The sequence below is a fragment of the Paenibacillus phyllosphaerae genome (assembly GCF_014192105.1).
GTDB lineage: Bacteria > Bacillota > Bacilli > Paenibacillales > Paenibacillaceae > Paenibacillus_Z > Paenibacillus_Z phyllosphaerae.
In genome coordinates this window covers 1-15,167 of record NZ_JACHXK010000021.1, presented here as the reverse complement: position 1 = coordinate 15,167, position 15,167 = coordinate 1, and the positions used below count along the sequence as shown (strand labels likewise).

General features: G+C 53.6%; 10 protein-coding genes and 1 pseudogene. 3 read left to right on the top strand and 8 right to left on the bottom strand.

Annotated features, from left to right (window positions below):
• Nucleotides 1-126 precede the first annotated feature (126 nt).
• Together FHS18_RS28380 and FHS18_RS35480 are read left to right on the top strand one after the other, a co-directional pair.
• Entirely contained in the window at nucleotides 127-1,506 is a 1,380-nt protein-coding gene (locus tag FHS18_RS28380) for a glycosyl hydrolase (protein ID WP_183603775.1), read from the top strand.
• Between the two features lie 298 nt (nucleotides 1,507-1,804).
• Nucleotides 1,805-2,877, top strand: a pseudogene (locus tag FHS18_RS35480) (IS1182 family transposase); the annotation flags it as partial.
• Nucleotides 2,878-3,060: 183 nt separating this feature from the next.
• Here the strand turns inward: FHS18_RS35480 and FHS18_RS28370 are convergent.
• The 8 genes from FHS18_RS28370 to FHS18_RS28335 form a co-directional block, all read right to left on the bottom strand.
• A complete protein-coding gene (locus tag FHS18_RS28370) occupies nucleotides 3,061-5,373 on the bottom strand; it encodes a glycoside hydrolase family 95 protein (RefSeq protein ID WP_183603774.1) in 2,313 nt (770 codons plus the stop codon).
• Nucleotides 5,374-5,378: 5 nt separating this feature from the next.
• Nucleotides 5,379-6,101 (bottom strand): response regulator transcription factor, encoded by a 723-nt coding sequence (locus FHS18_RS28365; protein WP_183603773.1) that lies wholly within the window; start codon nucleotides 6,099-6,101, stop codon nucleotides 5,379-5,381.
• The gene (locus FHS18_RS28360; protein ID WP_183603772.1) at nucleotides 6,098-7,834 is read right to left on the bottom strand and encodes a cache domain-containing sensor histidine kinase; all 1,737 of its coding nucleotides are present in this window, start codon (nucleotides 7,832-7,834) and stop codon (nucleotides 6,098-6,100) included. The genes FHS18_RS28365 and FHS18_RS28360 overlap by 4 nt, the downstream gene beginning before the upstream one ends.
• Nucleotides 7,835-7,936: 102 nt before the next feature.
• Nucleotides 7,937-9,553 carry a type 2 periplasmic-binding domain-containing protein gene (locus tag FHS18_RS28355; protein WP_246427969.1) on the bottom strand — a complete coding sequence of 539 codons (1,617 nt, stop codon included), beginning with the start codon at nucleotides 9,551-9,553 and terminating at the stop codon, nucleotides 7,937-7,939.
• Between the two features lie 67 nt (nucleotides 9,554-9,620).
• Complete coding sequence (locus FHS18_RS28350; protein ID WP_183603771.1) at nucleotides 9,621-10,499, bottom strand: ABC transporter permease family protein; 879 nt, start codon at nucleotides 10,497-10,499, stop codon at nucleotides 9,621-9,623.
• A gap of 19 nt (nucleotides 10,500-10,518) precedes the next feature.
• Nucleotides 10,519-11,499 carry an ABC transporter permease gene (locus FHS18_RS28345; protein WP_343060718.1) on the bottom strand — a complete coding sequence of 327 codons (981 nt, stop codon included), beginning with the start codon at nucleotides 11,497-11,499 and terminating at the stop codon, nucleotides 10,519-10,521.
• 223 nt (nucleotides 11,500-11,722) lie between these two features.
• On the bottom strand, nucleotides 11,723-12,871 hold the full coding sequence (dgoD, locus tag FHS18_RS28340) for a galactonate dehydratase (protein ID WP_183603842.1): 1,149 nt from the start codon (nucleotides 12,869-12,871) through the stop codon (nucleotides 11,723-11,725).
• Between the two features lie 286 nt (nucleotides 12,872-13,157).
• On the bottom strand, nucleotides 13,158-14,207 hold the full coding sequence (locus FHS18_RS28335; protein WP_183603770.1) for an NAD(P)-dependent alcohol dehydrogenase: 1,050 nt from the start codon (nucleotides 14,205-14,207) through the stop codon (nucleotides 13,158-13,160).
• A 225-nt stretch (nucleotides 14,208-14,432) separates the two neighbouring features.
• Between FHS18_RS28335 and FHS18_RS28330 the strand changes: the two genes are divergently transcribed.
• Nucleotides 14,433-14,990, top strand: a complete 558-nt coding sequence (locus tag FHS18_RS28330) for a TetR/AcrR family transcriptional regulator (RefSeq protein WP_183603769.1) — start codon at nucleotides 14,433-14,435, stop codon at nucleotides 14,988-14,990.
• Nucleotides 14,991-15,167 lie beyond the last annotated feature (177 nt).

Below are 15,167 nucleotides of genomic sequence, written 5' to 3'. Positions count from 1 at the left end.
AGGAGTGTTGCCGGCCATCAAGTTACGTAGCAAGTCGCAAGACTGGAATGCAGCATTGATCCGTCATCAAGGTCATTGGGTTGCGTTGCAAGTCGCAAGATAACAATCGAATCGGGAGGTATTGTTATGTTATCGAAAGTGCTCAAACGAGCCACATTGTTCTTTACCGCAATCGCCATTCTTCTTACTGCCCAATCGTTCCCTCAAGCTGAAGCGGCTCCGGTTAACCTCGCTTATAACAAACCCGTGACCGTATCCTCGACGGAGGGCTCCTCCTATAGCGGAGCTTACGCGGTGGACGCGAACGGGAACACGAGATGGTCTTCCGCTTACTCGAACCCGCAATACATCATCGTCGACCTCGGCGCATCGCAGACCGTATCCAGCGTCAACCTTCACTGGGAGGCGGCTTACGCCAGCCAGTATCAAATCCAAACCTCGACGGACAACGCCTCTTGGACGACCGTCTATTCGAATTACAGCGCTACTGGTGGCAACAATACGATCAACTTCACGCCGGTAACCGCGCGGTATGTGAAAGTGTATTGCATCCAACGGGCAACCTCCTACGGTTTCTCGCTCTATGAATTCGAGATCTACGGAACGCAAGCGGTCGGCGTGCTGGATTACATCAAGAGCATCAGCGGGTCCAAGACGATCATCGGCATCCATAACCGCGAGCCGAATTCCTCCCCAGCCCAACAGACGAATACCGTCTACGGCATTACCGGCCGTTACCCGGGGCTGTGGAGCGGCGACTTTCTCTTCTCCTCCAGCGATGTCAACAATCGGTGGAACATGATTTATGAGGCCAAGCGCCAATGGGACAGCGGTTCGATCGTGCAGCTCATGATGCACGTGACGCCGCCGACGCAATCGGACGCCGGGAACTGGGACGGCGGTGTCGTCAGCGAGCTGACCGATGCGCAGTGGTCGAGCCTCATTACCAACGGCGGTACGCTGAATCAAGCGTGGAAGGCGCGGCTGGACAACTACGCCCAATATTTGCAGTATCTCGAGGATAATGGTGTCACGGTATTGTTCCGTCCGTTTCATGAGATGAACCAGAGCATCTTCTGGTGGGCAGGGCGTCCAGGCACGAATGGCACGGCCGCTCTCTATCGACTGACGAAGGATTATCTCGTCAATACCAAAGGATTAACGAATCTCGTCTGGGTATGGAATATGCAGGATTTGGACTTGAATTGGAGCACTTACAATCCCGGCAACGACTACTGGGACATCTTCTCCGTGGACGTGTATAACAGCGACGGCTTCACGACGGCGAAGTACAACACCGCGCTAAGCGTGGCCGGCAGCAAGCCGATAGCCATCGGCGAATGCGCCAAGCTGCCGACGGCAAGCCAGCTAGCGGCCCAGCCGAGATGGGTCTTCGCGATGAGCTGGGCCGAGCTGACGTTCAGCAACAACAGCAATGCCGAGATTCAAGCGCTGTACGGCGCAAGCAATGTACTGACCCGAGACGAGCTGCCGATGTTTAATTAAGCGCTGCGGATGATCTCATAAGAGGCTGCGGAATAGAGGTAATGCAAAGAGGGGGCTGTCCCATAAGTCATCATAGATGACGGTTGGGACGGCCCCATTTCATTTTAGATCATGTTTGGTTACCTAATTCACTGCGCAGTCAAATGTTCTTCCGCTCGCTGTTGTTCGGGGATTCCTTGAATGAATAGGCTAAAGTGGGAATCCCCTCACAAAGGCGACCGCTGGCGCTTCTCCAGAATCATTTGACCTGCTCCGTTTTGGGTAAACCTTCAAAATTTTAAAAGCAAAAGAATATACCATGGACCAGCTGTCCTTGCCAATGGACTTGCAAGAAGATATCCCTCAAAACCATCTCGTCCGCATCATCAATGACGCCGTCAACCGTTTAAGTATGAACCTCTTCACCAAAGCTTACCCCGGCGGACGGCCGGGACAGCTATCACCCTAAGATGCTTATGAAAGTCATCATCTATGCGTACACACAGCGCATCTATTCCTCTCGCCAAATCGCCAAAGCCGGGCGCGAGAATATCATGTTCATGTGGCTTGCCGCTAGACAGCGTCCAGATTTCCATACCATTAATCGCTTCCGTTCCGAGCGAATGAAAGACGTGCTGGAGTCGGTTTTCACCACCGTTCTTCAGTTTCTCGCCGAAGAAAAATATGTCAATTTGGAACACTACTTCGTCGATGGAACCAAGATCGAAGCCAACGCAAATCGGTACACGTTTGTCTGGGGCAAGGCCGTCGTCAGACATAATAATGAAGCTGCAAGAAAAAGTACAAACCTTGTTCGCGACGATCGAAGAAGCTGAGAAGCAGGAGGAGGCTGCACTGAACGGCCTAGATCTCTGTGAGCTTGGAGAAGCCGCGGCCATTACAAGCGAAAAGCTGGACCAAGCAGTTAAACAGCTTGAGGCCAAACTGGACAAAAAAACGAAGGACAAGCCGCTGAAGAAGGCCGTCCGCCTTGTTCGGAAAGACTTGCTGCCGCGCCTTCAAAAATACGAAGAGCAGCAACAAATTCTCGGAACACGAAACAGTTACTCCAAGACGGATCACGACGCGACGTTCATGCGCTTGAAGGAAGACCACATGCAAAATGGCCAGCTGAAGCCAGGATATAACGTGCAAATCGGAACGGAAAATCAATTCATCATCGGATATAGTCTCCATCAACGACCAACGGACACGCCTTGCTTGAAACCGCATTTGGAAAAAGTGAAAACTGCACTTGGCCAATTACCAAGAACCATCATCGCCGATGCGGGGTATGGCAGCGAAGAGAACTACGCCTATTTGAATGAAGAAGCATGTAACGCGGTTGTTAAATACAGCACGTATCACAAAGAGAACAGCAAATCCTGGCAAACGCTTGCCCACAATCTGCTGAAGAAAGCAGCAGCAGATAAAATAGCAAAAGTGACCGTGTAGGTTTAGTACCCGCTCGGTCACTTTTTTGTTCAAATCGAGCTATTTAAGGATTCACAAGAGTGAAATTGAACCCTTATGGGACAGCCCCCTCCTCTCGTCCCTGCGCCTGCCTAGATCCGCTTACTTGGCAACTATTTCGTAAATGCCCTCGGGGGTTGCCATGAAACGAATGACTTCCCCATCATCCGTTATCGGAATTGCCTTCCCTTGGCAGGATACCGTTACCGCTCGTCCGCATCTAATCACGCAAGGTTGAGGAACGGCAGCTTCGATACGCGCATGAACGATTCGGCCCGATGTCCATTCCATATCGACGGTAAAGCCTCCCCTTGCGCGCAGCCCGCGTACCTGCCCCGTGGACCAAGCCGAAGGCAACGCTGGGAGGAAGTGAAGCTCTCCCTGATGACTTTGAAGCAGCATCTCCGCAATGGCGGCCGTTCCGCCGAAGTTGCCGTCAATCTGGAACGGCGGATGGTTATCCAGCAGATTCGGCAGCGTGGATTTCACGAGCAACGCTTCCAGATTCTGATGCGCTTGCTCCGCCTCTTGGAGACGAGCCCAGAAATTAATGATCCATGCCCGGCTCCATCCGGTATGTCCGCCTCCGCCCGATAGCCGGCGTTCCAACGTTACTCTGGCCGCTTGCGCCAGCTCCGGGGTTAGCCGGTCGCTGATTTGGCTGCCAGGGTGGAGCGCGAACAAGTGGGAGATATGCCGGTGGCCCGGTTCCAGCTCCTCATAATCTTCATACCACTCCTGCAGCTGGCCGTACTTCCCGATCTTCGGCTTCGGAATGCGATCCAGCGCCTTGGATAATTCCGCTCCAATGGCCTGCTCCTCCCCTATGCTCAGCAAGCCTTCCGCCTCAAGGACCGCGGAGAACAGTTCCTGCATAATCTGGCTGTCCATCGAAGGGCCTGCGCACAGCACCCCGGATTCGCCGCTTGGCAATACGTAGGTATTCTCCGGCGACACGGAAGGGCAGGTGACCAGCTCGCCGGTCGGGCTCTCGACCAGATAATCGAGCAGGAACAGCGCCGCCTCGCGCATCGTGTCGTATGCCCGCTCCAGAAACTGCCGGTTCTGCGTAAACTGGTAATGCTCCCATAAGTGCAGGCATAACCATGCCGCGCCTAGCGGCCAGTAGGTTGCCGGCAGATAGAGATCCTGAGGTGCGGTGTCGGCCCAAATATCCGTGTTATGATGCGCCGTGAACCCCCTGCAGCCATACATCGTCATGGCCGTATGGCGGCCGGGCTCGCGCATACGCTCCACCAACTCGAATAAAGGCTTATGGCATTCGGGCAGTCCGCCTGCCTCCGCGGGCCAATAGTTCATCTGCGCGTTGATATTGATCGTATATTTGCTGTCCCAAGGCGGCAAGAATCGGTCATTCCAGATCCCCTGCAAGTTCGCCGGTAAGGATCCGGGCCTGCTGGACGCGATGAGCAGATAGCGGCCGTATTGGAAGTAAAGCGCGATCAGATCCGGATCGAGGCTGCCCTCCGCCATTCGCGCGAGCCGCCGTTCCGTACTTAGCCCCGCAATATTCTCCTCTTGCTCACCTAGCGTAAGCGACACGCGTCCGAACAAGGACCGGTAATCATTCCGATGTCTCCGGGCCAATTCATTAAACGGCAATTGCGCCGCATTCAATCCCCGATCTGCGCATTCCGCCAGCGGATCGATCGCCCGGAACGAGGTCGCCGCGGTGAGCAGCAGCGTAACGCTGCTGGCTTGGTCGACGATCAGATGCTCCCCGACCGTCTTGACCGTCCCGCCTTCCGAGACGGCACGCAAGACAGCGCAATACTGATTTCCGTCCTCGCCGCCGCAGTTCCCCTGCATGAAGATCGCATCACTCCCCAGCTTGCCGACGCGATCCGAATATCTCGATCTGCCCCGCTCCAGCCGGGCGGTGAAGCCGATCGCCCCGGGCCGGTCAGCCGTAAGGCGAATGACCATCGCTTGATCCGGGAAACTCGCGAATATTTCTCTTGTATAGGTAACGCCACCTGCCTCATACGATACGCGCACCGTCGCCTCTTCGAGATCAAGCCTGCGTCCGTAATCCTTAACCTCGCCGGACGTATGGTCGAAATTTAGCGTCAGGTCGCCCAATGGAAGATAATGCCGCTGCGTCTCGGGCAGACCGGACATCGCAAGTAACGCCAACCTCTCGGCTTCCTTCAGCTTCCCTTCGAATATGAGCTTGCGGATTTCCGGCAGATGTTCCAGCGTATCCGGATTGTTGCGGTCCCGCGGGCCGCCGTACCACACCGAATCTTCATTCAGTTGAATCCGCTCGGCGATTGGCTGTCCGAACACCATGCCGCCCAACCGGCCATTGCCGATCGGGAGCGCTTCGTTCCATTCCTTGGCAGGGTGATCGTACGATAGTTCCAGCTTCCCTTTTGTCCTCGGTTCCGGCATGGATTTCACTCTCCTTTGACTTGTCTCGACTCTCGATACTCGCCTGGCGTTGTCCCGGTATACTTCTTGAACACTTTGGCAAAATAGTGCCGGTTGCAGTAGCCTACGCGCTCGCCGATCTGCCACACCGGGAGATACGGGTCCGTCACCAACAGCTTCTTCGCTTCGTTGATTCGAAGATCGTTCAGGAAGTTGATGAACGTCGTGCCCGTCTCCTTCTTGAACAAACTGCTGATGTAATTCGGGTGCAGCTCCGTATGCTCCGCTAACGCGTCGAGCGACAGTTCCTGCGTATAATTACGCTGGATATAGCTCAGAATCCGGTCCGCATGATGCCGATAGTCGGAATCGCATGACGCCGGAAGCTCGCTTGCAATCCCGTGCAGCAGCTCGGATAATTCCTCGCGGTTCACCGGCTTGAGCAAATAATCGATCACGCCCGACCTTATCGCTTGCCTGGCATATTCGAACTGGTCGTACCCCGTCAGGATAATGAAGCGCGCGCACAGTTGCTGCTGTTTGGCCTCCGCGATCAACCCGAAGCCGTCAATGACCGGCATATTCAGATCGGTGATGGTCACGTCGGGCATCCGATCCTTCATCATGTCGAGCGCTTCGTAGGCATTATTGGCTGCCGTTACCGACGTATGATCGGGCGCAACCTCTTTCACGATCTTCATGAGACCTTGAAGAATGAACGGCTCGTCGTCAACGATCAATACTTTCATGCGTGCGCTACCGCCTTTGTCATCAGGTTTAAGGTTAACGTCGTGCCTAGACCGTGCTCGCTGTCGATCTGAAGATGCGACTCCCGGCCATAGAAAGCTTTGATCCGCTCGCTGACATTGTATAATCCCATGCTGCTTTCCCCGGAGAGCGTACCCGCTGCCGGATTGTCGCTGTTCAGCAGCTCCCGGATCTGTTGAAGTTTCTCCTCCGGAATGCCCGCGCCATTGTCGGAAATGGCAATGCGTACGAAGCCTTGGACCTCCTCCGCAGCGATGCCGATGCTGACCGGACGGAGCAGGCCCGACATGCCGTGAAGGATAATATTCTCGACCAACGGCTGCAGGATAAACCTCGGACAAGGAATGGCTTCTGACTGAATATCGACGCGCAGGTTATAGTCCATTCTTCCGCCCAGCCTTGTTTGATGGATATCCAGGAACAGCTTCGCCGTCTCGATCTCCATGCTCAGCAGCGTGTGATCGTGCTCGGAGGACAGGCTGTACCTCATCAGGCGTCCGAACGCGTAGGAGATGTCCGCCACTTCCTTGTCATCGTTCGCCTCCGCCATCATGCGGATCGTCTCGAGCGTATTGTACAAGAAATGAGGCTTGATCTGCGCTTGCAGCACCTTGTAGGCGGCTTCCTTATTCCGAAGCTCGGCGCGGTGGACGTTATTGATCAATTCATCGATCCGACCGATCATCGCATTATACGAGGTGAATAGGAACCCGATCTCGTCTTGGTCGTTCTGCTTATGGAGGATGAGCCGCAGATTATCGTCGTTGATCTTCCGCATATGTCTGGCGAGTCTAAGGATTCGCTTGACGATCGAGGAAGCCAGGTAATAGTAAATCACCGACAGCAAGACGAGCAGAGCCGCGATCACCATAACGATAAAGATTACCTGCTGCCTGGAGGTCTGGAAAAAATCACCTAGCTGGCTGACGATCGCCAATCGAACGCCAAGCTCTTGAATGTACTGCTGGTTCACGATGGATTTGTTCGCGATGAAGTAGTCCTCGCTGCCGCTTGCGGCGATCATGTCCAGCAATTCCGGGTCTACGGAGCTTGCGGTATTCGAGGGCAGCAATCGGCCTTCGCTTGACAGCAGCAATGCGCTCCCATTCACGTCCACGCCGGCGGCTTTGTACATGCCTTCCAACATATCGTCGTTGATCCGGATTTCGAGCAGCCCGATTTTCTCCATGATTTGCCGGTCGTACAGATATTGAAAGAAGACAAAGGAATTTTCATCATCTTCATTCATCTCATGAATCCAAGTCCCCTTGCCGGGTTTAATCGCCTGAACGACCGGTTCATATTCAGGCGCAAGCTTGGCGCGATCGAGGAATTTGGCCGTAATCGGGAAGACTTCTTCCTTCTGCTTATAGATCAAGATGGACTCGATTTCCGGATTGCTGAACATGGATTGATTAAACAGCGGATCGATGTATCTCAGATAGTTATACACGTTCTCGGAATCGCTTTCATAAATGCCTTCGAGATAGTCGGTTATATACGGATTATACTGCAGCAGCCTGTAGATCGACTCGATCCGGGTCAGATCGGCTCTCATGTTCGAATACGCTTGCTCGAGCAGGTTCTGGCGGTCCTTCACGAATTGGTTCGCGAAGCTGCCGCTGATCTGCTCGTAGAAGTAAACGCCGAAGGAGATGACCGGGATGAAGATAATGATGACGTAGCCTAAGACGATCTTCCTGACGATGCTCATGGTACCGCTCCTTTACGATGAGACAAGACAACATCAAGATCAGGGTACCATGTGCAGGTAAAAAACGGTAGAGGCCTCACAGCCCCTACCGACAACCTATAATTACTTAAACAACGCCTTCTTCTCGGCGTACGTTTTATTCGCCCAATCGTCCAGTTTTGCAAGCCCGATCTTATCGGCCGTTTTCAACATGTTCTCGAAGAGCTTCGCCGCCTCGTCCTCGGATTTCGCGAGGTAGATTTTGACCTTCTCGTTCGTGACCATCTCGTCGATCTTCGTCTTGATCGTCTTCTCGGCCGAATCCGCCTGTACTTGGATCAAGCCGATCTCCGGCTTGTACACGGTCTTTTCCTTGGTCTCGATAAGCGCCTGCGTCGTCTGCGTGCCGGGAACGTAGCCCCACAGCCCTTCCACGATCGCGTCCGAGTACAGGAACCACCACTTGATCCCATTGCCGTTCACGAAGTCGGAGTCCGCCGTGCTATACTTCAGATTTGGGTATCCTTCTTCGTTCCATGTCCAATGCTCGCCCTCGATACCGAACATCGTCAGCTTCTTGCCTTCGTCGCTGGCAAGGTACTGCATCAGCTTGATCGACTTCTCGGGATTTTTGTTCTTCTTCGTAATGAAGGTACCCGACCAGCCGATCCCGGTGCTTACCTGGACCTTCTCCTCCGAAAGCGCGGACGGAATCATTTTGAACGTATAAGCTGCCCCGTTCTTCTTGGCCGAGATATTGTCCCGATCCGCGACGCTGACCGTATGGCTGTGCGCGAAGGCTTTGCCGCCGACCGCATATTCGTCGTCAATCTGGTCATTCGCATGCGCGAAGTTCTCCGCCAGTATGTAGCCGTAACGGTATAGGCTGTTCATGAAGAGGAAGAATTCCTGCGCCTTCGGATGTTTGAGCCAATAATTCACTTGCCCTTCGCTCTCGTACCAGTTGCCGATACCGGTATCGATGCCGAATTGGCCCATGAAATATTGTTCGATCCAGTTCTTGTCCATGATGAGCGGAACCATCTCCGGATGCTTCTCCTTCACCATGTTCAGGATATTGACGAAATCGTCCAGCGTCTTCATCGGCGGGTTGCCCAGCTCGTTCATGATGTCTTCGCGCACGGCGATGCCCGGATTGCCGTCATTGCCCAGCGCGTATTGATTCGCCTTCCATTCCTCTTCCGTCGCGAAGGCGTTGCGGATGGTATAGAAATTACCGTCTTTCATCGTATTGATCGCGATCCTGGTCGCATCGATCTGGAAATCCGGCGCGTATTTCTCGATTAATTCGTTCCATGAATACGAGATATTGGCGTTCGAGAGTCTGTCGATATCCGAAGCGCTGAAGATGAGATCCGGCAGATCGCCGGAGGCAATCATCAGCGGGAGTTGTTTATCGTCCGTCGCGACCGTCACCTTCAACTTCACGCCGGTCTTCTCGGTGATCCGGTCGGCGATCGGGCCCGTAAAATCCTTTACCGGATACCAGCTATGATTGATGAACAAGGTCAATTCCTCTGCATCGCCGGAAGAAGTCGCCGCCGTATCGGTGCTCGTATTCGTATTGCCAGCTGCCGTATTCTCCGACGATGCCGCGGCGTTGCCGCTGTCTGAATTCGCGTTAGAATCGCCGTTTGCTCCGCTGCATGCGGACAAGGCCATGACCGACATGATGGTAAGCGGTAAGATGAAGCCCTTTCCAAAGCTGCTCTTGTTCAACGCTACCCCTCCAGTTTGTGAATTCGTTTATATTAAAGCAGATGCCTTAATACCTCATTCGGATCGGTTACCCTTTTACGGAACCAAGCATGATTCCCTTGACGAAATACTTCTGCAGAAACGGATACACGCAGACGATCGGAGCGATCGACACGACCATCGAGGTCACCTGGAGCGAATAGTTCGTCACGCCGGACACGCTTGCGGCCGCGCCGACCGATTCGATCGGAATGTTGCTCTTGTTGATGATCTCCATCATGCGGAAGGTCAGCGTCCGAAGCGAGTCCGCTTGCACGAAGTAGGCCGAATCGAGCCAAGCGTTCCACTGGCCCACGCCCATGAATAGCGACATGGTCGCGATGAGAGGCATGGATACCGGGATGATGATTTTATAGAAAATGACGAATTCGTTCGCCCCGTCCATGAACGCGGATTCCTTCAATTCTAGCGGAATCTCGCGGAAGAAAGAAACGGCAATGAGCAGGAAGAACGTGCTCAGCATGGACGGAATGACGTACACGCCGAACGTATTCAGCAGACCGAGCGTACGCAGGACGACGTAATACGGGATCAGTCCTCCGGAGAAATAAGTAGCGAAGATAATGATCGTGAAGTATCCTTTGCTGAACAGGAGATCGCGATGGGACAGGCCATAAGCGACCAGACAGGTGAACATTACGCCGAGGAACGTTCCCACTCCCGTGCGGGCCACCGTAACGAACAACGCCTTGAACCATTGGGGGTCCGACAAGAAGGTGGCATAATTCTCCAGCGTAAACGTTCTAGGCCATAAGTAAATCCCGCCGAGCAGCGAATCGGTCCCTTTGTTGAACGAGATCATCAATACATAATAGAAAGGATAAAGCGTTGCCATCATGATGCAGAACAGGATGGCGTAGATGGCGGCGTCCAGCAGCCCGTCCTTCTGTTTCGTAGTTATCCCCACAAGCCGGCCCTCCTGACCCTTAGAATAGACTCGAACCCGACACGCGTTTGGCAATGGTATTGCTGGAGAAGATCAGGATCACCGAGATGACCGATTGAATCAGATCGATCGCGGCCGCATAAGAGAATCGCCCGTCCGCCAGACCTACCTTGAAGGCATACGTCTGGACGATCTCCGAGGTAGAGTTATTAATGTCGTTCCCGAGCAAGTAGGCTTGTTCGAAATTCGACCCGACCAATCCCCCGCCAAGGATACTGCCGATCGTCAAGATGAGCACGACGACGATCGTTCCTTTAATCCCCGGCAGCGTGATATGGCGAATGCGCGATAACCGTCCCGCCCCATCGATCTGCGCGGCCTCGTACAATGCAGGGTTGATCCCCGCAATCGAGGCGAGGAATATGATCGTCCACCAGCCCATTTCCTTCCATATGGCGCTGCTGACGGCCAATCCCCAGAAGTAGTTCGCGCCGGTCAGAATATCCAATGGCTGATCGATAAGCCCGATTGTCACCAACAATTTGTTAAGGATACCGATATCCGTCGACAAAAAGGAGAACGCAATGCCGACAACGACGACCCAGGAAATAAAATGAGGCAGGTAGCTGACGGTCTGCACGAACCGCTTGAACGCCATATTCTTCACTTCATTAAGTAAAATGGCGAACAGAATCGGCGCGGGAAAAGCGAAAATGACTTTGAGAAAGCTGAGCACCAAGGTGTTCCTGACCAGTTCCACGAAGCGGTAGTCGTTAACAAATTCCTCGAAATACCTCAGTCCCACCCAATCGCTCGTGAAGATCCCCTTAATGCCCGTTACGATCGAATAATCCTTGAACGCCATGATGATGCCGAACATCGGCGTATAGGAGAAAATCAGAAGAAATACCATGCCCAAGCCCACGAATACGTGCAGGGGCCACTGCTTCTTAAACCGCTTCCACACGTACGTCCGCTCTCTTGATGTAAGCGTTTTAGTTGCGGCTGATTCAAGTTCCACTTCGACCTCCTCCTCTCACCTTGATTATAGGATCAGCGGCATGCGGGCCGAAAGACAACATTCTTAAGAAAGCGTTGTCATTTCTTAATGTTGGCCCGGATGGCTTGTTAGCTGACAATTAATGACGGCGGATTGGGCAGCAAGAATAGGAAAAAACCGCCCCAATAAGGAGCGGCTTTGCTTTTCGTTTCTTCTGCTTAGGTACGATGAAGCGAAGTCGTGTTCACCATTCCGCCACCGTACCGTCCTGATGTCTCCACAGCGGATTACGCCACCGGTGACCCGTCTGCGCCATCTTGCGGACCACTTCCTCATCCACGGAGATTCCGAGTCCCGGTCCATCAGGAATACGGACATGGCCGTCCTGGTAGGCAAATACCGCCGGATCGGTCAAATAATCGAGCAGATCGTTGCCCTCATTATAATGAATGCCCAGGCTCTGCTCCTGGATCACCGCATTATGGGCGGTTGCGTCGACCTGCAGACAAGCGGCGAGCGCAATCGGACCGAGCGGGCAATGCGGAGCGACGGCGACATCGTAGGCCTCGGCCATGGCGAATATTTTTTTGCACTCCGTAATGCCTCCGGCATGGGACAGATCCGGCTGAATAATATCCACGTAACCGCTCTGCAGCAGCGACTTGAAATCCCATCGCGAGAACATCCGCTCTCCGGTGGCAATCGGCGTGCTCGTATGCGCGACGATATCCCTCAGCGCCTCGTTATGTTCCGGCAGGACCGGTTCTTCGATGAACATCAGCCGGTACGGATCCAATGCCTTCGCTAACGCCTTCGCCATCGGCTTATGCACGCGGCCATGAAAATCGACGCCTATGCCGAAATGCGGCCCCGCCGACTCGCGGATCGCGGCTACCCGCTCGACAACACGATCGATCTTCTCGTAGGAATCGATGAATTGCAGCTCCTCCGTCGCATTCATCTTCACGGCGGTAAATCCGGCCTGCTTCTTCTCGAGCGCTGCCAGGCCCACGTCGGACGGCCTGTCCCCGCCGATCCAGGAATAGACGCGGATCGAATCCCGGCATGCCCCGCCGAGCAATTCGTAGACCGGCGCATTGTAATATTTGCCCTTAATGTCCCACAACGCCTGGTCGATGCCGGCTATCGCGCTCATCAGGATCGCCCCGCCACGGTAAAATCCGCCTCGGTACATGACCTGCCAATGGTCCTCGATGCGCAGCGGATTGCGGCCGATCAGCGCGTCCATGAGCTCGTCTACGGCGGCCTGAACGGTATGGGCTTTGCCCTCGACGACAGGCTCTCCCCAACCCACGATTCCCTCATCCGTCTCAATCTTCAAGAACAGCCAGCGCGGCGGTACGATAAATGTCTCATAGCCCGTAATTTTCATCGTCAAGTCACCTTCACCTTTTCTGTAGGATTAAGCATGCAGAGAATCCCTCTGTCGATTACGATTAAGCGATTAAGCGCTTCCAACGGAAGGGAACAAAATAAAAACGGTCATTCAAATTATAGACCGTCCCCTTCTATTTGTTTGTCGGATTATACAGCGGACAGGCACTTATTTTGTCGGTTGGAGATACCTTCGGCTCCCTTGAGTTCCCGTCTGCGACGTACGGATAACGAAAGAAGCACGCCATAATCGGCGTGCCCCCGTATGTTGAAACGATGCAATGTTATTCCTTATCCATCGTGCTGATATCGATGACGAAACGATACCGGACGTCGGACGCCAGTACGCGTTCCCAAGCGTTATCGATCTGGTTAGCGGAGATGACCTCGATCTCCGGCGCGATGTTATGTTCCGCGCAGAAGTCCAGCATCTCTTGCGTTTCGCGGATGCCGCCAATGGACGAACCGGCGAACGAGCGGCGATGCGGGATCAGCGAGAATACGTGTACCGGCAGCGGCTCCGATGGCGCGCCGACGTTGACCAACGTACCGTCTACTGCCAGAAGCGATAGGTAGTCGTTAATATCGATCTTCGCGCTCACCGTATTCACGATGAGGTCGAAGGAACCGGCCAGCGTCTTGAACGTCTCGGGATCGCTCGTCGCATAGTAATGATCCGCGCCAAGCTGCAGCCCGTCTTCTTTTTTCTTCAACGATTGCGATAATACCGTCACCTCTGCCCCCATGGCATGAGCAAGCTTCACCGCCATATGTCCAAGCCCGCCAAGTCCGACAACGGCAATCTTCTTGCCGGGTGCGGCGCCCCAATGGCGCAGCGGCGAGTAAGTCGTGATGCCGGCGCACAAGAGCGGAGCGGCAACGTCCAGCGCCAAGCCGTCGGGAATGCGGACCACAAAATCTTCCGTTACGACGATATGGGTGGCATAGCCGCCTTGGGTATACTGCCCGTACCGGTCGACAGAACCATAGGTCCCCGTCATTCCCTCGAGGCAGTATTGTTCTTCGCCATCATGGCAGTGCACGCACTTCCCGCACGAATCCACCATGCAGCCAACCCCTACCCGGTCGCCGACGGCATACTTGGTCACTTCCGAACCGACCCGGCTGACGATGCCGGCGATCTCGTGTCCAGGGACGAACGGATATTGGACCGGTCCCCATTCGCCGCGTGCGGAGTGGATGTCCGAGTGGCAAATACCGGCGAATTTAATCTCTATGAGCACGTCATGCGGCTGCAGATCCCTGCGTTCGATCGCGGTCAGCTGGAACGAACCTTCTTGACTGTGTACGGCACGTGCATTAGCAGTTATCATCGTTTATCCTCCTGGAATCATGAATTAACGTTATTAGACGAGTTGCGGTAAAATAAAGCAACATGGAGCGGATAACCAAAACCGATTGTTTATTCAACTCATGTCTAATATTATTAAGTTAGCCATGCACAAGCAATGGTTAATAAATCGCGGATTGTTGATATCTCAACACCGACGCCAATAATGTTCATTAACTTCCTTCAGAGAGCCAGGTGGCATAATCCGATGTCCAAAATAGACCGGAGAATACTTAAGACGCAAGAAGCGATGAGAAAAGCGGTCATTGAGCTGATGACCGAAAAAAGCTTCGATAACATCACCATTCAGGATATTGCCGATCGCGCGAACATTAACCGCGGTACCATCTATCTTCATTATCAGGACAAATATGATTTATTGGACAAGCTCATCGAGACTCACTTCGATGAAATCGAGGAAATGAACAAGTGGGCATGCGAGATGGATTGGGTCGATGCCTTAGTGCCTTATTTCGAGTATTTCGAGAAGAACTATCTCTTCTTCTCGACCATGTTGGCAAGCAAAGACGCGAAAGGAGCCCCCTCTTCGTTCCGCACTCGCCTCCTCGCAAACTTCATGGAAGGCTTCGAAGGCGAGATTGACCGGGAAAGCGGCAAGAATGCCGGCCTGAGCGATGAGGTGATTCTGCAATACGCCGGAACGGCTTATGTAGGGGTCATCGAGTGGTGGATTCGCAACGGAATGCCGCATTCGCCGCAAGATATGGCCAAGCAAGTCGGGGCTTTATTAGAGAGAAGCCTATAGGCTTCCTGAGCAAGAGCGTCTGAACTTACCACATCAAGATGAGGCGTGCACAACGAAAAGCCATTCCTTCTGCCAGGAATGGCTTCAGATTGTAGAGAAACCCCACGTTTTTTCAAACGTCGGGTTTCTCTTTTGCTTTCTCGAGTTGTTTTTGAGGTGGTTTAGGAAGGCTCACGC